This window comes from Amniculibacterium sp. G2-70 (assembly GCF_014353055.1).
GTDB classification, from domain to species: domain Bacteria; phylum Bacteroidota; class Bacteroidia; order Flavobacteriales; family Weeksellaceae; genus Amniculibacterium; species Amniculibacterium aquaticum.
This window is the reverse complement of the sequence record NZ_CP060698.1, coordinates 2,039,973-2,059,497: the sequence shown is the minus strand read 5'-3', so window position 1 is coordinate 2,059,497 and position 19,525 is coordinate 2,039,973. Positions and strand designations below refer to the sequence as shown.

The 19,525-nt window shown below is 37.0% G+C and carries 21 protein-coding genes and 1 tRNA gene; 11 read left to right on the top strand and 11 right to left on the bottom strand.

What is annotated here, in order from left to right:
* Positions 1–195 precede the first annotated feature (195 nt).
* From H9Q20_RS09535 to H9Q20_RS09505, 7 genes are all read right to left on the bottom strand, one after another.
* Positions 196–1,353, bottom strand: a complete 1,158-nt coding sequence (locus H9Q20_RS09535) for a VapE domain-containing protein (protein ID WP_187477596.1) — start codon at positions 1,351–1,353, stop codon at positions 196–198.
* Positions 1,354–1,360: 7 nt separating this feature from the next.
* Positions 1,361–1,699 carry a helix-turn-helix domain-containing protein gene (locus tag H9Q20_RS09530; protein WP_187477595.1) on the bottom strand — a complete coding sequence of 113 codons (339 nt, stop codon included), beginning with the start codon at positions 1,697–1,699 and terminating at the stop codon, positions 1,361–1,363.
* 121 nt (positions 1,700–1,820) lie between these two features.
* Positions 1,821–2,564: a mobilization protein gene (locus H9Q20_RS09525; protein ID WP_187477594.1), complete on the bottom strand. Its 744-nt coding sequence runs from the start codon at positions 2,562–2,564 to the stop codon at positions 1,821–1,823.
* Positions 2,561–3,817 (bottom strand): site-specific integrase, encoded by a 1,257-nt coding sequence (locus H9Q20_RS09520; RefSeq protein ID WP_187477593.1) that lies wholly within the window; start codon positions 3,815–3,817, stop codon positions 2,561–2,563. Before H9Q20_RS09520 ends, H9Q20_RS09525 begins: the two co-directional genes overlap by 4 nt.
* Positions 3,814–4,380, bottom strand: a complete 567-nt coding sequence (locus tag H9Q20_RS09515; RefSeq protein ID WP_187477592.1) for a helix-turn-helix domain-containing protein — start codon at positions 4,378–4,380, stop codon at positions 3,814–3,816. The genes H9Q20_RS09520 and H9Q20_RS09515 overlap by 4 nt, the downstream gene beginning before the upstream one ends.
* A 228-nt stretch (positions 4,381–4,608) precedes the next feature.
* Entirely contained in the window at positions 4,609–6,492 is a 1,884-nt protein-coding gene (gene dnaK / locus H9Q20_RS09510; RefSeq protein WP_187477591.1) for a molecular chaperone DnaK, read from the bottom strand.
* 18 nt (positions 6,493–6,510) lie between these two features.
* Positions 6,511–6,792 (bottom strand): hypothetical protein, encoded by a 282-nt coding sequence (locus H9Q20_RS09505; RefSeq protein ID WP_124640155.1) that lies wholly within the window; start codon positions 6,790–6,792, stop codon positions 6,511–6,513.
* A gap of 128 nt (positions 6,793–6,920) precedes the next feature.
* Between H9Q20_RS09505 and H9Q20_RS09500 the strand changes: the two genes are divergently transcribed.
* The 8 genes from H9Q20_RS09500 (at position 6,921) to H9Q20_RS09465 (ending at position 12,652) form a co-directional block, all read left to right on the top strand.
* Positions 6,921–7,229 (top strand): DUF2752 domain-containing protein, encoded by a 309-nt coding sequence (locus tag H9Q20_RS09500; RefSeq protein WP_262385502.1) that lies wholly within the window; start codon positions 6,921–6,923, stop codon positions 7,227–7,229.
* A 22-nt stretch (positions 7,230–7,251) separates the two neighbouring features.
* Entirely contained in the window at positions 7,252–7,581 is a 330-nt protein-coding gene (locus tag H9Q20_RS09495; RefSeq protein WP_187477590.1) for a CCC motif membrane protein, read from the top strand.
* Positions 7,582–7,632: 51 nt separating this feature from the next.
* A complete protein-coding gene (locus H9Q20_RS09490) occupies positions 7,633–8,271 on the top strand; it encodes a DUF4290 domain-containing protein (RefSeq protein ID WP_124640157.1) in 639 nt (212 codons plus the stop codon).
* Complete coding sequence (gene murA / locus H9Q20_RS09485) at positions 8,271–9,578, top strand: UDP-N-acetylglucosamine 1-carboxyvinyltransferase (RefSeq protein ID WP_187477589.1); 1,308 nt, start codon at positions 8,271–8,273, stop codon at positions 9,576–9,578. Before H9Q20_RS09490 ends, murA begins: the two co-directional genes overlap by 1 nt.
* Before the next feature lie 40 nt (positions 9,579–9,618).
* Complete coding sequence (locus H9Q20_RS09480) at positions 9,619–10,344, top strand: CDP-alcohol phosphatidyltransferase family protein (RefSeq protein WP_124640162.1); 726 nt, start codon at positions 9,619–9,621, stop codon at positions 10,342–10,344.
* A gap of 173 nt (positions 10,345–10,517) precedes the next feature.
* A complete protein-coding gene (locus H9Q20_RS09475; RefSeq protein WP_124640165.1) occupies positions 10,518–11,282 on the top strand; it encodes a 3'-5' exonuclease in 765 nt (254 codons plus the stop codon).
* 103 nt (positions 11,283–11,385) lie between these two features.
* Positions 11,386–11,991, top strand: coding sequence for a fumarylacetoacetate hydrolase family protein (locus tag H9Q20_RS09470; protein WP_124640167.1), 606 nt, complete (start codon positions 11,386–11,388; stop codon positions 11,989–11,991).
* A 223-nt stretch (positions 11,992–12,214) separates the two neighbouring features.
* The gene (locus H9Q20_RS09465; protein ID WP_124640169.1) at positions 12,215–12,652 is read left to right on the top strand and encodes a universal stress protein; all 438 of its coding nucleotides are present in this window, start codon (positions 12,215–12,217) and stop codon (positions 12,650–12,652) included.
* Between the two features lie 73 nt (positions 12,653–12,725).
* On the opposite strand, the gene H9Q20_RS09460 is transcribed toward H9Q20_RS09465, so the two are convergent.
* Both H9Q20_RS09460 and H9Q20_RS09455 read right to left on the bottom strand, forming a co-directional pair.
* On the bottom strand, positions 12,726–13,517 hold the full coding sequence (locus H9Q20_RS09460; protein WP_124640171.1) for an aminotransferase class IV: 792 nt from the start codon (positions 13,515–13,517) through the stop codon (positions 12,726–12,728).
* A gap of 96 nt (positions 13,518–13,613) precedes the next feature.
* Complete coding sequence (locus H9Q20_RS09455) at positions 13,614–14,000, bottom strand: START-like domain-containing protein (RefSeq protein WP_124640173.1); 387 nt, start codon at positions 13,998–14,000, stop codon at positions 13,614–13,616.
* A gap of 375 nt (positions 14,001–14,375) precedes the next feature.
* On the opposite strand from H9Q20_RS09455, the gene H9Q20_RS09450 reads away from it, so the two are divergent.
* From H9Q20_RS09450 to H9Q20_RS09440, 3 genes are read left to right on the top strand one after another with little or no spacing between them, the layout of a single operon-like run.
* Complete coding sequence (locus H9Q20_RS09450; protein WP_124640175.1) at positions 14,376–14,852, top strand: Fur family transcriptional regulator; 477 nt, start codon at positions 14,376–14,378, stop codon at positions 14,850–14,852.
* Complete coding sequence (locus H9Q20_RS09445) at positions 14,849–16,582, top strand: OstA-like protein (protein WP_187477588.1); 1,734 nt, start codon at positions 14,849–14,851, stop codon at positions 16,580–16,582. Before H9Q20_RS09450 ends, H9Q20_RS09445 begins: the two co-directional genes overlap by 4 nt.
* Positions 16,583–16,622: 40 nt before the next feature.
* Entirely contained in the window at positions 16,623–17,798 is a 1,176-nt protein-coding gene (locus tag H9Q20_RS09440) for an aspartate aminotransferase family protein (RefSeq protein WP_187477587.1), read from the top strand.
* A gap of 119 nt (positions 17,799–17,917) precedes the next feature.
* Here the strand turns inward: H9Q20_RS09440 and H9Q20_RS09435 are convergent.
* Positions 17,918–17,995 (bottom strand) — tRNA-Pro (locus H9Q20_RS09435).
* 160 nt (positions 17,996–18,155) lie between these two features.
* Positions 18,156–19,424, bottom strand: coding sequence for a DUF2130 domain-containing protein (locus H9Q20_RS09430; RefSeq protein ID WP_124640181.1), 1,269 nt, complete (start codon positions 19,422–19,424; stop codon positions 18,156–18,158).
* Positions 19,425–19,525 lie beyond the last annotated feature (101 nt).

Here is a 19,525-nt window from a genome sequence, read left to right as displayed (position 1 = left end):
TTACCTAATTACCTTTTCATTGATTAACAATACTTTAAGGCAAATTTTTTCAATTACCTGTTTTTACCTACTTACCATAAATTTTTAATTAAGGTAACTTTAGGTAACTATTTTTAAAATTTAATTACCTTAATAAATCATTGATTATTAGACTTTTAAAAATATAAGGTAACTTGGTAACTTTGGTAAGTGGTTTTATTCAGTTTTTCTTTTAATGAGATAACCATACACCTGAAGTTGAGGATGTTTTATCCTTTGATATTTTAAACTGGTGAGTGCTTTTCCGATTTTTACATTATTCAATCGCAATCCTAAAGCATTGTTCATCGCCAACATAATATCGGTTGCCGTGAGAAATTCTTCCATTTTTTCCGATTTTTCAAAATGAGCGGAAATGAGCTCTTGCTCCATTGAAACCTGTGCATATTTCTCGTTTCTTTTTTCGTTTTCGGTGATATCTGTTGCGGTTAATTCGGGATTGTAATTTTTCCTTTCAAAAGCATTGTAATATGCTTGAGCCCAGACTTTGTCCATATCAATTTCTTTGGAATATTCAAAATCAAAAGAATAAACCTCAAAAATTAACCATCTAATGCTTCCTGTTTCATCGGTAAGAAAATCTGTCCGATTGGTTGAGCCAACAAATGAGCAAATCCGTTCTAAAAATTCAGCTTTTCGTGCATAAGGAAGTCTAATATTTGCACTGCTTTTGGAGATGAAAGATTTCAAAGTATTAACATCGGATTTCGATAAAACCGCCAATTCATCAAGGTTACAAATCAAATTTTTACAAATGGAAATAATGCCATCTTTGTCGATGGAGATGTTTTCAGTGTAATAATTTTCTAATTTTGGTGGAATTAAAAACCGTAAAAAAGAGGATTTTCCCGAGTTTTGATGCGATGCCAAAACCAATGATTGTTTATTGACATAGCCTTTTGTAAGCGAACACAATACCGCTCTTGTTAGCCATTTTTCAAAATGATAAAAAAAAGCTTCATCATCATTGGTTTTGAGGTATTGACTGAGCTTTTTGATGTAATCCTCTCCATCCCAAGTTTCTAAATTTTCAAAATATTCACGAATTGGATTGTATTGCTGAATCAAATGGCTTCTAACCAAAATTTCCAACTTATTCATATTAATTTCAATTCCAGACTGCGCCAACTCAATCAATAAAGAATTAATATTGAGAACAGTCCAAGTTCCAGCCTGCTCTTTCAACTGAATTTCCAACTCCAAAGCAATGGTATTAAAACGAATGTTGTATTTTTCGTCCAAATATTTCATCGCTCGGTCGTAAATCGTTTTGGAAGGTGTATCAGATTGATACAAGAATTTTTCTTCGTTCATAACCAATTTATCTATTTCGGTTATGATATTTCAGAGCTTCGGATTCTATTTCCAGTAAAGTTTTTTTCTTGCCTTTAGAAATCCATTCCAAAAGTTCATCTTCAAAAAAGTAGAGTTTCTTTCCGCTTTTGTAACACGGGATTTTTCGTTCTCGAACAAGAGTATAAATCGTAGGTTTGGCTTTTCCTATGATTTTACATACATCTTCAATTCCAATAGGAATGCGTTTTTCTTTCGGTTCAGAAATTTTCGCATTCTGAACCAAAGATTTAATTTCGGCAATTTCACTCGTTAAGTGTGCAACTGCTTTTGGCAGGTTTTCAAAAGAAATTTCATTTACGTCCATAATGATCGTTTTTGATTGTTATGGTGCAAAGGAAAAAAGTGATTTCTTTGTGATGCCGATAAACACGAAATCACGGAGAAATCACTTAAAAAACACTTTCGATTTTAATTTTTAGTGAGATTTATTTATTTGATAAATTCTTTTGAATTTTAATGATGCCTCTTTGTTCGTCATCTCTAAGGTGAGCTTTTATGGATTCTTGTTCAACATCCTTCAATGAGTCAAAGACTGTTTTCAGAAAATTAGCAATCGTATCTTGATTAGTTACTCTAAAATGATTCCAAATATTCCATCCAAAATGATAAAGATCGAGATTAGAAAGTTCTCTAGTTATAATTAATCTTAAATCTGGAATATCTTCTTTATTTGAATAGCAAATAACGGCATTGCAAAGCCAATCCAAATCTTCGCCCGAAACATACAAGGCAAATTGATTTCTGGTATAATCTAGTGCTATTTGTAATTTTTCGTTTTCTTGTTGAACTTTTTTCTGATGTTGAATTTTACGAATTGCATTTGTATCAACATTATTTTCTTCTAAAACTTTTATATTTTCAGAAGAATTAATCTCAGTTGTGTCTCTTGGATTAATAACTTGCTCATCTATATCAGTCTGAATATCTAGTTTATTAGAATTATTCTTATTCCTTAATCGTTTGTATAAATCAAATAATGAAACACCTAATAAAACCAAAGCCGTGTAAAATACCAGCCCTATAAGTATAACAATCCAAAATATACTATTAGCAGTAAACTGATCTGCACCTTTTTCAAGCATTACAAACCTTACTCCTAAACCGATAAGTGCACTTCCAATAATAACAGAAACATTCTGAACTATAAAATCTTGATAATTATGTTTCATTTTTTAATTTTTGAAAGTGTATTTAGCTGAATCGCTTCCGCCGCTTTATTTTTCTTTTCATCAATCACTTTTGCATAGACTTGTGTGGTTTTCACATTGGTATGTCCCAACATTTTGCTTACTGTGTAAATATCAGTGCCACTCGAAAGTTGCAACGTAGCAAAAGTATGTCTGAAACAATGAAAAGTGATATTTTTATTGATTCCCGCTTTTGCAACCCAAGTTTTTAATGGACGATTAATCCAAGCAGGATTGGTTAAATTTTCAAAAACCAAATCATTTGGCGATTTTGGTTCTCCACAAAGTTCTAAAGACTGTTGAGAAATCGGCATATATTCTACACCTTTTGTCTTTTTTTGAGTGAAATTAATTCTTGGTTGATTGTTATCTAAACTTATTTCATTCCACTTCAGTTTTTGAATATCAGAATGTCGCAAACCTGTTAATGCCGAAAAAAGCGCCGCTCGTTTCAAGACATCATTTTCACAAGGCGTTTCAACTAAAGTATTAAGTTCATCAATTGTTAAATATTCTCTTCTTGATTCTTCACTTGGAATTCCTTTTATTTTTGCAGCAATATCTGTCGTAAAATAACCATCAATGAAGGCTTGTTTCAACGCAGCTTTAAAAACAGAAAAATAAGTTGATGCACTATTTTGAGATAATTTTCCATTTTTATTTCCACCTCGAGGTGCATTCAAAAGAAAGGTTTTAAAATTCTCACAAAATTTAATATCAATTTTAGAAAAAGGGATTTCAGAACCTTCATAAGAGATTAAGAAATCAATTGCTCTTTCCCAATTTATCTTAATGGATTCTGAATTATTTTTATGGCGTATTTTAATTAATGCTTCGAAATATTTAACAAAATTTTCCTGTGATTTTTCTTTTTGTTCTGCCTGAATTTGGTCGAGCTCATTATAAAGCTCAATATTGTCGTATTCTCTTTGTCTTAATTTCCTTACTGAATCTGCATAAAACATTGTTTCTCTATCGTTCTCACTTTTGCAAATAATAATTCCATTATCGTCTCTTTTAGGTTTATAAGAAATTGACTTTTGAGTCGTTTTCGCTGGTCTTTTTTTATCAAAATCTACAGTTGTTACACTTCGGTTGAGATACTCACGAATTCTTTGAGGAGTTTTCTTTCCCGAAATCATTATAGGATAGCTCTCCAAATAGATGTACCATTCTTTTCGGTTTTCTGCTTTTCTTAACCTTACGGTGACTTTAGTTTTTAAAAGTTCTTTCATTGTCCTGCGAAGATTTTGTCAATAAGATTTTTTGGTGCATACACAAAACTACCTACTTTTTTAGTTGGTATTTTGTTTTTCTTAATTACAAGATAAATAGTACTTGGATCTGCACGGAATTTTGTACTTATCTCTGAAATCGTGTAGCAATTGCCTATTTCAAAGTTTGGTTTTTCTTCTTTTTTCTTTTCAATAGGCATTTCTATTGTAGAAAATAAGTTCTCTAAATCTGCTCGTTTTACTCGAGTTAATCTTATCCCAAGATTAGCACCACCAATCAATCCTTTTTTTATCATTCTATGAATGGTATCTTTTGAAATTCCAAACATTACAGTTGCTTCAGAAACAGAAATAAATTCTCGAGTTTGAACTTCCGCAATTTTATTAGAATATTTTTGTAACAGATTTTCTTTTTCTTTTTGTTGCTTTTCTAATTTCTTGCGTTCCTTTCCTGCTTTATTCGCACAAGAAACACCACAAAAACGTGTCGTAACTGTCTTTGCTTCAAAAGGTTTGGAGCAGTGCTCACAAACTCTAGGTATTTTTAATTTACTAAATCCCATCCTGAAATAACATCGGGTACATTGTCTTTTTTTTATGTATTTTTTAATTATTTTAGCGCATAAGGCGCACATTACATCCAAATAACGCGCGGTACAAATATGGTACGAAAATATGACAAAAAACGATTAAAAACAAGCATTTTTCAAAAATTGTTAAAAATAAAAATCGCCGTAAATATTACATTTACAGCGATTTACTCATTTATTTTAATTGATTTTAATCAGTCCTTACTTGACTTCTTCAAAGTCGGCATCTTGTACATTGTCTCCTGCGTCAGCGTGAGTCTGTTCTGCTCCACCTTGAGTTTGTTGACCTTGAGCGTACATTTCTTCAGAAGCAGCCATCCATGCAGCATCCAAAGCTTCTGTTTTCGTTTTGATGGCTTCCATATTTTTAGCCTCAAAAGCAGTTTTCAATTCTGCGTGTGCAGTTTCTATCGCTGCTTTTTTATCTGCAGAAAGTTTGTCACCAAATTCTTTCAATTGCTTTTCGGTTTGGAAGATCAAACCGTCTGCTTTGTTGATAAGATCTGCCTCTTCTTTTCTTTTTTCATCGGAAGCAGCATTTTCCTGAGCCTCTTTTTTCATTCTTTCAATTTCTGCATCGGACAATCCTGAAGAAGCTTGAATTTTGATGGATTGCTCTTTTCCTGTACCTTTATCTTTTGCAGAAACGCTAAGGATACCGTTGGCGTCAATATCGAAAGTTACCTCGATTTGCGGCACACCTCTTGGTGCAGGTGGGATATCGGTAAGGTCGAATTTTCCAATTTCTTTGTTGTCGTTGAACATGGGTCTTTCTCCTTGTCCTACACGGATGCTTACTGCAGGTTGGTTGTCAGAAGCAGTAGAGAAAGTTTCGGATTTTCTGGTTGGGATGGTGGTGTTGGCATCAATTAATTTTGTGAAAACAGATCCCATGGTTTCAATACCCAAAGAAAGCGGAGTTACATCCAATAACAATACATCTTTCACATCTCCGGTAAGTACACCTCCTTGGATGGCAGCTCCTACAGCAACCACTTCGTCCGGGTTAACTCCTTTTGATGGTTTTTTTCCGAAGAATTTTTCTACCTCCTCTTGGATGATTGGGATTCTTGTAGAACCACCTACCAAGATTACCTCATCAATATCCGAAGTGGACAAACCTGCGTCTTGAAGCGCTTTCTTACAAGGTTCCATAGATCTTCTTACCAAGTCTGCAGACAACTGCTCGAATTTTGCTTTGGTCAAAGTTTTCACCAAGTGTTTAGGTCCTGTTGCTGTCGCAGTGATGTACGGCAAGTTAATTTCTGTTTGAGAAGACGCAGAAAGTTCAATTTTTGCTTTTTCAGCAGCTTCTTTCAATCTTTGAAGAGCGATAGCATCGGTTTTAAGATCAACACCTTCCTCAGCTTTAAATTCGTCTGCCATCCAATTGATGATGACATCATCAAAATCATCTCCACCAAGGTGTGTATCTCCATTGGTTGAAAGCACTTCGAAAACTCCATCTCCTAAATCCAAGATAGAAATATCAAAAGTACCACCACCCAAGTCATAAACAGCAATTTTTTGATCCTTGTGGTTTTTATCCATACCATAAGCCAAAGCAGCAGCAGTAGGCTCATTGATGATTCTCTCAACCTTCAAACCGGCAATCTCACCAGCTTCCTTGGTCGCTTGTCTTTGTGCATCGTTAAAGTAAGCCGGAACAGTAATTACCGCTCTTGTTACTTCTTGACCCAAATAATCTTCAGCCGTTTTCTTCATTTTCTGAAGGATCATCGCTGAAATTTCTTGTGGCGAATATTCTCTACCGTCAATTTTTACTTTTACCGTATCGTTAGGTCCAGACACCACTTCGTAAGGCACTCTTCCCACTTCTTTAGCATCGTCTTTAAAATGCGTACCGATAAATCTTTTGATGGAGTACACCGTATTTTTAGGGTTGGTTACCGCCTGTCTTTTAGCTGGATCTCCCACTTTTCTTTCTCCATCTTGCGTAAATGCTACGATGGACGGAGTGGTTCTTTTTCCTTCAGCATTAGGGATAACAACAGGGTCTTTACCTTCCATTACAGAAACACAAGAGTTGGTTGTTCCTAAGTCAATTCCAATTATTTTACTCATAATATTATTTATTTTTTTTTAAAATTTTTCGTTGCGATGCTTGTCTTTTTTCCAATTCTGTACCAAATTCGGAAATGTGACAAAATGACACGCAAGCATATGTTTATGCTCCTCCCTTTTGCCATTAACATCATCAGAAACCTTTACATGAGGATGTTTTATCACAAAATTGTCTTGGTAAGTTTCAGAAGCCCATTCTTTATATATGGCAATTTTTTGCTCTCCATCGCTTTTCCCACCGCCAGCAAAAACCGGGCTTTCCGTTGCAATCTTTTTTTGCCAACACGCTTTCCAAAGCAAAAAAAAGGATTTCCACTGCAATCCCTATCGCATAAAAAACCAAAAAAAACAGATCAGTTGAATTGAGAATCGACAACCTGCTATTTTCGGTAAAACCTAAACAGACTCTTACACGAATAAGAAAAAATATGTATCATTGTAAAAGCTTATTTTTTATGAATTTAGAAGATTTCATGTTATCCTGTCCTTCCAAAAGCATTCTGGGAATAGAATGTTTGGGTTGTGGCACTCAAAGGGCCTTGCTTCTTCTGTTTCAGGGTAAGTTTTCGCAAGCCTTTCAGATGTATCCACCGATATATACCTGGCTGATCTTTTTGGGCATCCTAACCGCAAGTGTCATTGACAAGAAAAGAAGTTACTCCACTTTGATAAAAGGATTTGCCATTGTACATGCCCTTGTTATGGTGGTTGCATACGGTGTTAAACATCAATTTTAAACAAATCAAAAAAAAAAAAAACATGATTAAACAAAAATTACCACACGAACAAACGGTTTTTATCCTTGGCATCGTGTCCATCGTAGGCAGCTGCTGTTGTTTTGGACCGGTTGCAGCAATTTTCGGAATTGTAGGACTGTCTTTTTACAACAAAGACAAAGTCTTGTACCAGTCCAATCCGGAAAAATATGGAGAAAGTTTCAACAAAATGAACACCGGCAAACTGCTTAATATCATAGGCATTGTGTTGGGTGCACTAGCAACACTTTATTTTATTTTCCAAATACTAACCCTTGGTTGGGACGGATATTTGGAGCAAATACGAGAAGCTCAGAAAATAATGGGTCAATAATTATTTTTAGTCTCGGAAATTTTTCGAGGCTATTTTTTTATATTTGCATTTATGGAATACAATACACAAAAATCTCAACTCTTCATGCCGGAATACGGAAGGATCATCCAACAGCTGGTAGAAAGATGCAAATCGCTTGCAACCAAAGAAGAACGCAACGAAATGAGCCATGCAATTGTTGATTTTATGGGACAAAGAAACCCACAACTCCGCGATGAGGACGGTTATAAGCACAAGCTTTGGGATCATCTGTTTATTTTGGCGAATTACGATTTGGATGTCGATGCACCCTACCCTTTTCCAACTCCGGAACAATTGGCCGTAAAACCAGAAAGAATGACCTATCCAAAGCTGCAAGGAGATTTTAAATTTTACGGTAAAAGTATTCTGCAACTTATAGAAAAAGCCATCGAACTGCCAGAAGGAGACGGAAAATTGGCTCTGATTGAGGTTATTGCCAATAACATGAAGAAATCCTACAACATCTACAACAAAGAGCATGTCACAGACGATGTCATCTTTCGACACCTGAAAGAACTTTCAGAAAACCGCCTGGATCTAACTTCTATCGACTCTTTGGACAGAAGCAAAATTTATTATTCCAACAAGTCGAATAAAAACAACAACGGTAACAACAGAAACAATAGCAACAACAAAAAGCGACATTTTAACCATAAAAATAAAAAATAATGACAGGGGCTTTTCAAATACGAGGTGGAAAAAGATTGCATGGTGAAATTACACCACAAGGTGCAAAAAATGAAGCTTTACAAATCTTATGTGCCGTTTTACTTACCGATGAAGAGGTAAGAATAAAAAACATTCCCGACATCCACGATGTAAATAGACTGATCGAAATTCTGGGCGATTTTGGCGTGAAAGTAACCAAAAATGCACACGGCGATTATACCTTCAAAGCAGATCAAGTTAATTTTGACTACATACGCTCCAAAGAATTTAAAAAAGACGGAGCCAAACTTAGAGGTTCCATCATGTTGCTAGGACCGATGTTGGCACGATTTGGCGAAGCGTATATGCCAACTCCTGGTGGTGACAAAATCGGACGACGAAGACTGGATACCCATTTTCAAGGTTTTGTTGAATTGGGCGCCGAGTTTACTTACGACGAAGACGAAGCCTTCTACAGTTTGAAAGCCAAAGAACTAAAAGGGAAATTTATTTTACTTGAAGAAGCTTCGGTTACCGGTACCGCCAATGTGGTCATGGCAGCAGTTTTGGCTAAAGGAAAAACAAGAATCTACAATGCCGCTTGCGAACCTTACCTACAGCAACTATGCAAAATGCTTAACCGCATGGGAGCTCAGATTTCCGGTATCGGCTCTAATTTACTAACGATAGAAGGCGTAACACATTTGCACGGCACAGAGCACACCATGCTTCCTGACATGGTAGAAATCGGCTCTTGGATTGGTCTTGCTGCCATGACAAAGTCCGAAATCACCATAAAAAATGTAAACTGGAATCAGCTGGGCGTTATCCCAAATACTTTTAGAAAACTGGGAATACAGCTGGAGCAAAGCAATGACGATATATTCATCCCAGCTCAGGAACAATACCGAATCCAAAAATTTATCGACGGATCCATCCTAACGGTATCCGATGCACCATGGCCGGGTTTCACACCGGATTTATTGTCCATCGTTTTGGTGGTGGCCACACAGGCAAAAGGTACGGTACTCATTCATCAAAAAATGTTTGAATCCAGATTGTTTTTTGTGGACAAATTAATTGATATGGGTGCACAAATTATCCTTTGCGATCCGCACAGAGCAACAGTCGTTGGACTGAACCACGAATACCCATTGAGGGGAACCACCATGACCTCTCCAGATATCCGAGCCGGAAACGCTTTGCTTATTGCTGCCCTTTCTGCAGAAGGCAAAGCCATTATCCACAATATTGAGCAAATTGACAGAGGGTACGAAAATATCGACGGCCGTCTGAAAGCTTTGGGTGCCGATATCGAAAGAATTTAATTTTAAACAGACCCTTAGAATAATTGTTAGAATTTCATTCATGAATTTTATTAAAAATAATTTAGCCAATGCCTTTACCTTGGGGAATTTGTTCTCCGGTTGCATTGGAGCGATACAGTTGCTTTATGGAAATTATCAAGTGACGGCTATTTGCATTGCCATTTCCTTGGTGTTGGATTTTTTTGACGGTTTTATCGCTCGTGCCCTAAAAGCCAACTCCAATCTTGGAGTGCAGCTGGACTCATTGGCAGACATGGTCAGCTTTGGATTCTTACCGGGATTGGCCATGTACAAAATGTTGGAACCCTACGGAAACATCCTTTACGGCATACAATTGCCTTTCGAAATAAAGTATTTGGGGTTGTTCATCACGCTGTTTTCTTGCCTGCGATTGGCAATTTTCAATTTGGATGAAGAACAAAAATATTATTTCAAAGGTCTTAATACGCCCAGCAACACCATCCTGATTTTTGGTTTGTTTTGGATACAACCCAACATTGTACTTAGCCAAGACATCATCACCAATGTCAATCTTACATCTGTACTTTGGGTGGTGGTTACAGGACTTTCATCGTGGTTACTGATCAGTCCGATAAAAATGATCGCCATGAAATTCAAGTCAATGAAATTGCAAGATAATTATCCCAAATTGGCCTTGCTGATTGGTGGAATTGTCCTTTTGGCCGTATTCGGAGTTACGGGAATCCCGATGGTCATTTTGTATTACATCATTATCTCCATCGTCTTTCAAAAACAATTGAAATAAACGAATGATGGTGCGATGAAGTAAAAAAATACCAGGATTGAATCCTCTTTTTTACTTCATCACTTCATCACTTCATCACTTCATCACTTTATAACCTCATCACCTCATCACTTTATAACTTCATCACTTCATCACTTCATCACTTCATCACCCAATAACATCTTCTAAAAATAATGAACTTAAAACTCCATAAACCGCTTTGTGTTTTCGATTTGGAAACCACAGGAACTCATGTAGGAAAAGATAGAATTGTTGAGATTTGCATTTTAAAAGTAAATCCGGATGCCTCCAGAGAAAGCAAAACTTGGTTGGTCAATCCAGGAATGCCCATACCTGCAGAATCCAGCGCCGTGCATGGCATTTCTGATGCTGATGTCGCCGATGCACCAAGTTTTCAGGAAATTGCTCCAAAAATCATGGAGATGATTGCCGGAACCGATTTGGCAGGCTTCAACTCCAATCGTTTTGATGTACCCCTTTTGGCAGAAGAACTTCTGAGAGCCGGTTTGGATTTTGATTTGTCAAAATTCCGTTTGGTAGATGCACAAACCATATACCATAAAAAAGAACCGAGAAATCTAAGTGCTGCGTATCGATTTTATTGCGATAAGGAATTGGTAAATGCCCATTCTGCCGAGGCCGATGTAATGGCGACTTTTGATATTTTGGATGCTCAGGTGGGCAAGTACGAGGATTTGCCTAATGAAATTGCCGAACTGAGTGAGTTTTCTTACCACAGCAAATTTGCCGATCTCGCCGGGATGATCCATTTCAATGATAAAAATGAAGAAATTTTTGCTTTTGGAAAGTACAAAGGACAAGTGGTGAAGGAAGTTTTCCAAAAAGATTTGGGTTACTACGGTTGGATACAAAATGCCGACTTCCCGTTGTACACAAAAAAGATTTTCACAGCCATACAATTAAGATCTAAATTTTAATCGAATAAAAATTTGATGAAGATGCATCTTCTGAAGACTTAGTCGTTTTTTCAAATGAAATCTAAGTCCCAATCGTCATTTTACAATTAATTAAAGAATATCCATGAAAATAATTTGCATTGGAAGAAACTATACCGAACACGCGCAGGAACTAGGAAACGAGATACCGGAAAATCCGGTGATTTTTATGAAACCCGATACGGCGGTATTGAAAGGTTCGGATTTTTATATTCCGGAGTTTTCCAACGATGTACACCATGAATTGGAGGTGGTTATCAAAATTTCAAAGGGAGGAAAATACATACAAAAAGATCATGCCCACAAGCATTACGAAGAAATTGCCTTGGGCATCGATTTTACTGCTAGAGATTTGCAATCCGATCTAAAAGCCAAAGGACTGCCTTGGGAATTGTCTAAAGCCTTTGACGGGTCTGCGGTTTTGTCCTCTTTTTTTTCTAAAGATCAATTTGATTTGGCAAATTTGAATTTCCAACTCAATAAAAATGGAAATAAAGTTCAGGAGGGCAACACCTCACAAATGCTCTATTCACCAGACGAAATTATTGCCTATGTTTCTCAGTTTTTTACACTTCGTGTGGGCGATTTGATCTATACCGGAACTCCAAAAGGAGTTGGAAAAGTAGAAGAGAACGATATTTTGGAGGCTTTTCTGGAGGGAGAAAAGGTTATGGATCTTAGGATTTGTTAATCGCTCTATTTTTTCTTTTTGTCCTTTTAATGTTCTAATTTCTCTGCTCCATAGCCCTGATCGAACGGCCTGTCTGAGCTCTTTTTGTGAAAATGGTTTTGGAAAAAGCCTTGGCATTTTCACAAAAAAGCGAGTAGTGAGAGTAGGTTCCCGGCTACTAAAAAAAAATCATGTTTTGGGTTTGGTAAAAATTGATTAACTTTATGGAACAAAAATAAAAATCATGATGAATATTGTATTGCCTGTGGATTTTGGAGGATCTTCTGATAAATTAATTGAGGGTGCTGTTAATTTTGCAAAAATTACCAATGCCAAAATTTGTTTGATTCATGTTGCTCCTTCGGATATAGGTTTTGCCATTGGGGATATGGGTTTCCAATATTTTCCCGAGGTGGAACAAAACGAGATCAAAGAAGAATTGCTGCAACTGAACAACCTGGAGCAAAGAATTATTGCGATGGGTGTAGATTGCGAGCATTTGCTGAAGCAAGGTATTGCTGGAGATGCCATTTTGGACTATGCCAATCTGAAAAAAGCATCATACATTGTGGTTGGCTCTCACGGAAGAAGCGGTATTTACGATGTTTTTGTTGGCAGCCTAACCAAAGAGATTACCCGGAGATCGACCATTCCGGTGGTGGTTATTCCGGTGCATGAATAAACAATAGAATGACTAAAAAAGCCTCTTTTCCGTGATGGAAAAGAGGCTTTTTTGGTGGAATGAGAATTATTTTCTAAAAAGAATTTTTCCATTGGTTGATGATTTCTGAAAAACGCTCGTTGCCAAACGATTTGTTTCTGATTTTGGAAACGGTATAAAGTCCTTTTTCATCGGATATGATGAGGATTTCGTCGGCTTTTTGGGATTCGAAACCGCTCATTTCTTCGGGTTCTACAAAGGCCAAATTGCTTTTATGAACAAAAGTGACAAAATTTTCCATCAAAGGCGAGATGTAGGCGCCTTCCGATTGTTTTGGGATGCGGATGTATTTGTCTTGCAAAAGAAGGATATTTCCGTAGATGGATCTCGCAATTCTCTTGTTCGGGTTCAACAAAATAAGATCCTGAAGGTCGTTTTCCTGAGCATAGATCTCGGCATAGATGTTTTCTGGACTGTGCGTGCGGATGTTGCTCAGCAAATTGGTGTTCACATTGATTTCTTTGATCATGTCGATTTCTGCTGTTTTTTGAAGTCCCAAAACATCATCGGTTGGTTGGATTGAGAAAACAAAATCGACTGTGGATTTTTGTAATGCCTTTTGATCGATATTTCTATAGGCCATCAATTGGATAAAGGCATTGTTGTGTCCTTGGTTGATCACTTTTTCTGTGAAAAGATTTTGGAAAAACTCCAAGGTGTACGACAATGGAATGTTCATTCTCATCTTTCGCATGGATGCCATTAGGAAGAAATAACATTCTTCGGCCATAATTAGTTGTCCATTTCTGACAAAAAAAGAAACTTTTACAGAATCTCCGTTTAGGAATGCGTGGTTCTGAGCTTGGAATTGATCCGTACTGTACATATTTTTGGTACTTATGAAAGTGAAATTAAGGTTATAAATAAAAAAAATAATGAACGAATGGTTTTTCGTTCATCTATTTTTGTGTTTCGAGTGAAATTAGGCTGCTCCAAGTTTTATTTGAAGATTTTCGATCAGGTTTTCCCAATACATTTTGTTTTCCTCTTCGTCGCCCGGTTCGCAGAAATCGGTAATTATCAGAGCGAGATCATCGGTAATGTCATCAATAACAATGGACATTTCGAAGAAATTTTTGGTGCCTTCGTCTTCTTCCCAACGGAAACGAACGAAACTCTCCGGTTTGTAGCGAATAAGCGTGGCTTTTTCTGCCGGTCCGCCACCCCAAGAGAAAAAGAAATCGTCTCCTTTTTCCACAACATCTTCCGCAAACCATTCTGCTAAGCCTTCAGCACTTGCAAGATATTCATACAAGATCTCGGAAAGACAATGCATAGGAAACTCATACTGTACTTTATGTTTCGCCATATTGATCGATTTTTATATTTCGTGCAATATATAAATTTATTTATAAAGATTGCAAAATATTCAAATTAATTTTCATTCACTTTGAAATGAAATCCAAACGGCTACTAAATTAGGTTTAGAAAAGGTCTCAAATTTTGAGTTCAAATTCTTGAATCCATTAAGAGCCCGTTCAAAATTTTAACTAAATAATACTTCGGCTATTTCTAATCTTTATTATCTTTCTTATCTGCCTTTTTATATTCTATTTAGCGTATTTTGCATTTTAAATTTTTGTTTTAGCACGCTAAGAGAATATTCATACAGACTATCGTGGTAATTGTATTCTGCAATATCCAATAAAAAACAATAAATTTGCATGAACTATCAATTAGAAATATGAATACCAATCAGAAGGAGAATAATATAGAAATTATTAAGGATGTATTAAGGAATTATTTGCAAGAAAATGGTTTTAGAAACACTCCGGAACGCTATACGATTTTAGAAGAAATTTACCAATTGGATCATCATTTTAATGTGGACGATCTTTATCTGATGATGATTCAAAAGAAATATCATGTTTCTAAAGCCACCATTTACAATACCATCGAGATTTTTTTGGATGCCGGACTCATCCGCAAACACCAGTTTGGAGAGAAAATTTCATCTTCGGCTTCTTATGAAAAATCCTATTTCGACAAGCAACACGATCATTTGGTTATCTATAAAAACGGATCGGATCGTGAGATTGACGAAATCATAGAATTCTGCGACCCTCGTATTCAAGGGATTAAAGAAGCCATAGAAAATGCTTTTGGTGTGCAAATAGACTCTCATTCTCTGTACTTTTATGGGACTAGAAAAGATTCATGAAAAAAATTGTAGCTCTATTTTTATTTTTTAGTGTTTGGTTTACTGCACAGGTCAATCAAAAGAATCTTAAAAAAGATTCGTTTTTCACTCCAAGTTCTGCACAACAAAATCAAAATGCAGAAAAAATACATCATACCCATTCCGATACTTTTTCAAAGGATCCTAAAAAGTATGATGGAAACCCTTACTTTCAGGGCAAAGTTCAGTTTGACCATCAAGGCTCTACACTTTTTGCAGATGTGGTGATCCTTTACCAAGAACAAAACTTTGTAAAAGCCATTGGAAATGTAAAGTTGCAAAACCCCGATGGCACCATAATTACCGCAGGCGAAATGGAATACGATGGCAATACACAAAGAGGAATTGCCAGAAAAAATGTGGTGCTTACCGATCCCAAACAGAGCATAAAAACGGAAACTTTGTATTACGACAAACTTCAAAAAAAAGCGTATTTCAACACGGGAGGTACCATTTCGGATTACCAAAATACCATGTACACCAAATCCGCAACTTACAATACGGAAAGCCGAATAATTGATTTTACAGGAAATGTGAAAATCAACAATGCCGAATACACGGTTGAAGGACAAAATATTCTTCAGGATCAAAACACCAATACGGCAACTTTTAGCGGTCCCACTTGGATTACCAATAAAAAAAATCCTGGCAATCAAATTTTTACTGAAAAAGGAATTTATAACATGACTTCCAAAGAGGTTTGGTTAGAGAAAAATTCGACCATCTATTACAACGGCAAAACCCTGAAAGGCGACAGAATGTATTTTAACCAGATCACAGGATTCGGAAAAGCCAACGGAAGGGTCACCCTGAACAATCCCAAAGAAAATCGTTATATAAAAGGAGGTTATGCCGAAATTTTTGAAAAAAAGGATTCGGCGATGATTACCGAAAAGCCCTATGCTGTGAAGATTTTGGAGAAAGATTCCATATATTTTTCTGCTGAAAAAATCTTTGCCTTTCAAAAGGCCGATACAGCGGATGTCAAGAAAAAGAAAAGTTTTCTCCGTGCTTTTTACAAAGCCAGAATGTACAAGTCCAATGCACAAGCCAAAGCCGATTCCATCAGTTTTAACGAGACCGACGGCATCATGCACCTTTTCCACAAACCCATTTTGTGGAGCGGCGAAAAGCAAGTGAGCGGTGACAAAATTGAAGCCTACTTCAATTCGGATTCCGAAAACATAGATTCTCTAAAAGTGGTGGGCAATGCTTTTGCCATTTCCAAAGCCGACTCCTTGAACCTGAAGGACGAATTCAATCAAGTAAAAGGAAAATTAATGTCAGTGTATTACCAAAATGGCGAGGTGAAATTGGCCAAAGTCATAGGAAATGCACAAGCAATCAATTATGCCGATGATCAAAATGAAAAAACCAAACAAACCGAAAGAATTGGGGTTGCCATTTCTTCTTGCGGAGTGATCGAGGCTGAGTTTGAGGAGAGAAAAGTTCAAATAATTTCGTGTAATATTGGCGCCAATTCGGAAGTCTATCCCATGAGTAAAATCGCAAAAAAAGACCGATTTTTACCCGATTTTAATTGGAATACCAAAGATCGACCTCTAAAATGGGAAGACATCTTTTTAGACACGCCCAACAATCCAGAAACCGTTTACGAGTCGGATGATTCTTTGTACGATCAAGCCCAGGAAATCATCCAGAAAAATAAAGAAAAAGAAGAGGCTAAAAAACCTAAAAGAACCAGGAAATAAATTCAATTTTCTTCTTTAATTCACATTCAAATCCATTAAAATGAATCAAGATTTTTTTAAATACCAAGCGCAAACTACAGCATTTGCCTCAGGATTTCAGGTGGAGAAAGCCGTTGGATCCTATATTTACGGAAAAGACGGTAAAAAATATTTGGACTTTGTGGCAGGAGTATCCGCAAATACTTTGGGGCATTCGCATCCCAAGGTGGTTGCAGCCATAAAAGAGCAAGCCGACCGGTATCTTCATGTGATGGTTTATGGCGAATATGCCCAAGAAAAACCGGTAGCTTTGTGCAAACTTTTGGCAGAGGCAACTCCCGAACCTTTGGAGGTCACTTATTTGGTCAATTCCGGAGCCGAAGCCATTGATGGAGCTTTAAAACTGGCAAAAAGATACACCGGAAGGGAAGAAATTATTTCGATGAAAGATTCCTATCATGGCAATACTCATGGCGCACTGTCGGTGTCGGGAAATGAAGTTCATAAAAGGGAATTTCGACCGCTTTTGCCCATGGTCAATTTTATTCGCTTCAACGACGAAAGCGAATTTTATAAAATTACCGAAAAAACGGCCTGTGTTATTGCCGAAACCGTACAAGGAGCAGCAGGATTTCTCATGCCGGATCAGGATTATTTTAAAAATTTAAAAAAACGATGCGAAGAGGTTGGTGCTTTGCTGATATTGGACGAAATACAACCCGGATTTGGGAGGACGGGAAAATTATTTTCTTTTGAACATTTCGGCACGGTTCCCGACATCTTGGTGATGGGAAAAGGAATGGGAGGCGGAGTCCCGGTGGGTGCTTTCATGAGTTCCGAAAAAATTATGAACAGTCTTTCTCATTCTCCAAAACTTGGACACATCACTACTTTTGGGGGCAATCCCTTGATTGCTGCGGCTTCCTTGGCAACACTAAACGAGGTGTTGACTTCTGGTCTGATGGAAGAAATGGAAAGAAAAGAACTCTTATTCCGTCAGTTGTTGGTGCATCCTAAAATTAAAAACATCAATGGTAAAGGATTGATGTTAGCGGTAAATTTAGGCGAACCGGAATTCACGCTAAATGTGGCTAAAAAATGCATGGATAAAGGTCTGATTGTCTTCTGGCAGTTGTATAAGAATGAATACATGCGTATATCGCCACCATTGACCATCAGTGATGACGAAATCCGTGAGGGTTGCCAAATTATTTTGGACAGTTTGAATGAAATGTAAAAGCCTGTGATACATTTGAGAATATAATTTCAGGCTCTAAAATACAAATCCAACTTCAATATTGAGGTTGGATTTGTAATTTTTAAGCATAAAAAAAACCGTTTATAAAAACGGTTTCTTGGTCGGGGCGGCAGGATTCGAACCTGCGACCTCCTGGTCCCAAACCAGGCGCGATGACCGGACTACGCTACGCCCCGAAAGGTCATCTAACAAAGGGATGTTACCTTTATTTTTGTGGGTGCAAATCTATTGTTTTTTTTCTGAATAACAAAAATATTTTTCTGAAAAAATAATTTATTTTTTTAATAAAAATATGAATGCCAAAGCATTTTTGTCCGGGATACAGAAGATTTATAATCAATCGTTCAGTTCGTCAAATTTTGCTTTCATCGTGGGGTTGCCGTGGGTAAGTTTTTTGATGGTCAAATCTTCGGCTTTATCGTTGGCCAATCTTAGGTTGTTCTCAGACGAAAGCAATGCTGCTTTGGTTTTTTCTAATTCTTTGATAGTCTTGTCTATTCCATCAATGGCGTCTTTAAATTTTCTGCTTGCCAAATCATAATTTCTTGCAAAACCTTCTTTGAATTTGTTCATCTTCTCTTCAAAATTGGTGATGTCGATGTTCTGGCTTTTTACCATTGCCAGTTCTGCTTTGTACTGTATGGAGTTCATGGCGGCATTGCGAAGCAAAGTGATGATGGAGATGAAAAACTGAGGCCTCACCACATACATTTTCGGATATCGGTGAGAGACATCTACAATCCCGGTGTTGTAGTATTCGCTATCGGCTTCTAGCAAGGAAACCAGAATGGCGTATTCGCATTTTTTTTCGTTTCGGTCTTTGTCCAGTTCTTTCAAGAAGTCGTCGTTTTTCTTTTTTGTTGCAGTTTCGTCGCCTTCATTTTTCATTTCGAACATGATGGAGATGATCTCGTTGCCGGCATCGTCATTTTCTCTGTAGATAAAATCGCCTTTGCTGCCCGATCTGGCGTCGTTGTCTTTCTCGAAATAGGCTTTTTGGAATGCAGTTGCTCTTAGCTTATTGAACTCTGTTTCGCAATGTTGCTCCAGCGTTTCGCCCAACATTTTAGTGGAGAGTTTCAGTTTCATGTCTTTTACACGGGAGATTTCATCGTCTTTGTATTTGATGATATCGTCTTTGGTTTTCAGTTCGGCAGCATATTTTTCGACCAGAGATTTTTCTAGAAGTTGCTTTTCGGTGTCTATATTTTTTAGGTCGTTGGCGAGACGGTCTCTTTCTTTTTCAATCTTCTGTACCGCTTCGTTTACAGCGAGTTTTCTTTCAACTTCTGTATTTTCTATTTTCGCTTTCAACTTGCTGATTTCAGCGTCTTTTTCACTTAATTTTCCTGAGAGATTCAGTTCACTTTGGGCTTTCAGTTCGGTAAGCTCTTTGTCTTTTTTAGACAGCTGTTCTTGTATGGCGTTTCTAATATTGGCTTCGGCAAGTTTTACCGCACTTTCTTTTTCCCTTTCGGCCATGTCAAGTTGTCGTTTGATTTCTTCTTCAAACTGATGGTCTCTTACTTGTTTCAGTATATCGGCAAACCCGGCTTCGTCCACTTTAAAAGCTGTTTTGCAATTGGGGCATATTATTTCATTCATGTTCGATGTTGTTCTAGGGTTTAAAAATAGGACATTACTGTTTAATTATCAGAATGAATTGGATGTTATTTTGAAGATTTTTTTTTGAAATTTATATATAA

What these genes read in the sequence shown, in the direction of transcription:
- H9Q20_RS09535 (WP_187477596.1), bottom strand. Translation starts at nt 1,353, where the DNA reads ATGAACGAAGAAAAATTCTTGTATCAATCTGATACACCTTCCAAAACG.
- H9Q20_RS09530 (WP_187477595.1), bottom strand. Translation starts at nt 1,699, where the DNA reads ATGGACGTAAATGAAATTTCTTTTGAAAACCTGCCAAAAGCAGTTGCA.
- H9Q20_RS09525 (WP_187477594.1), bottom strand. Translation starts at nt 2,564, where the DNA reads ATGAAACATAATTATCAAGATTTTATAGTTCAGAATGTTTCTGTTATT.
- H9Q20_RS09520 (WP_187477593.1), bottom strand. Translation starts at nt 3,817, where the DNA reads ATGAAAGAACTTTTAAAAACTAAAGTCACCGTAAGGTTAAGAAAAGCA.
- H9Q20_RS09515 (WP_187477592.1), bottom strand. Translation starts at nt 4,380, where the DNA reads ATGGGATTTAGTAAATTAAAAATACCTAGAGTTTGTGAGCACTGCTCC.
- dnaK (WP_187477591.1), bottom strand. Translation starts at nt 6,492, where the DNA reads ATGAGTAAAATAATTGGAATTGACTTAGGAACAACCAACTCTTGTGTT.
- H9Q20_RS09500 (WP_262385502.1), top strand. Translation starts at nt 6,921, where the DNA reads ATGTATCATTGTAAAAGCTTATTTTTTATGAATTTAGAAGATTTCATG.
- H9Q20_RS09495 (WP_187477590.1), top strand. Translation starts at nt 7,252, where the DNA reads ATGATTAAACAAAAATTACCACACGAACAAACGGTTTTTATCCTTGGC.
- H9Q20_RS09490 (WP_124640157.1), top strand. Translation starts at nt 7,633, where the DNA reads ATGGAATACAATACACAAAAATCTCAACTCTTCATGCCGGAATACGGA.
- murA (WP_187477589.1), top strand. Translation starts at nt 8,271, where the DNA reads ATGACAGGGGCTTTTCAAATACGAGGTGGAAAAAGATTGCATGGTGAA.
- H9Q20_RS09480 (WP_124640162.1), top strand. Translation starts at nt 9,619, where the DNA reads ATGAATTTTATTAAAAATAATTTAGCCAATGCCTTTACCTTGGGGAAT.
- H9Q20_RS09475 (WP_124640165.1), top strand. Translation starts at nt 10,518, where the DNA reads ATGAACTTAAAACTCCATAAACCGCTTTGTGTTTTCGATTTGGAAACC.
- H9Q20_RS09470 (WP_124640167.1), top strand. Translation starts at nt 11,386, where the DNA reads ATGAAAATAATTTGCATTGGAAGAAACTATACCGAACACGCGCAGGAA.
- H9Q20_RS09465 (WP_124640169.1), top strand. Translation starts at nt 12,215, where the DNA reads ATGATGAATATTGTATTGCCTGTGGATTTTGGAGGATCTTCTGATAAA.
- H9Q20_RS09460 (WP_124640171.1), bottom strand. Translation starts at nt 13,517, where the DNA reads ATGTACAGTACGGATCAATTCCAAGCTCAGAACCACGCATTCCTAAAC.
- H9Q20_RS09455 (WP_124640173.1), bottom strand. Translation starts at nt 14,000, where the DNA reads ATGGCGAAACATAAAGTACAGTATGAGTTTCCTATGCATTGTCTTTCC.
- H9Q20_RS09450 (WP_124640175.1), top strand. Translation starts at nt 14,376, where the DNA reads ATGAATACCAATCAGAAGGAGAATAATATAGAAATTATTAAGGATGTA.
- H9Q20_RS09445 (WP_187477588.1), top strand. Translation starts at nt 14,849, where the DNA reads ATGAAAAAAATTGTAGCTCTATTTTTATTTTTTAGTGTTTGGTTTACT.
- H9Q20_RS09440 (WP_187477587.1), top strand. Translation starts at nt 16,623, where the DNA reads ATGAATCAAGATTTTTTTAAATACCAAGCGCAAACTACAGCATTTGCC.
- H9Q20_RS09430 (WP_124640181.1), bottom strand. Translation starts at nt 19,424, where the DNA reads ATGAATGAAATAATATGCCCCAATTGCAAAACAGCTTTTAAAGTGGAC.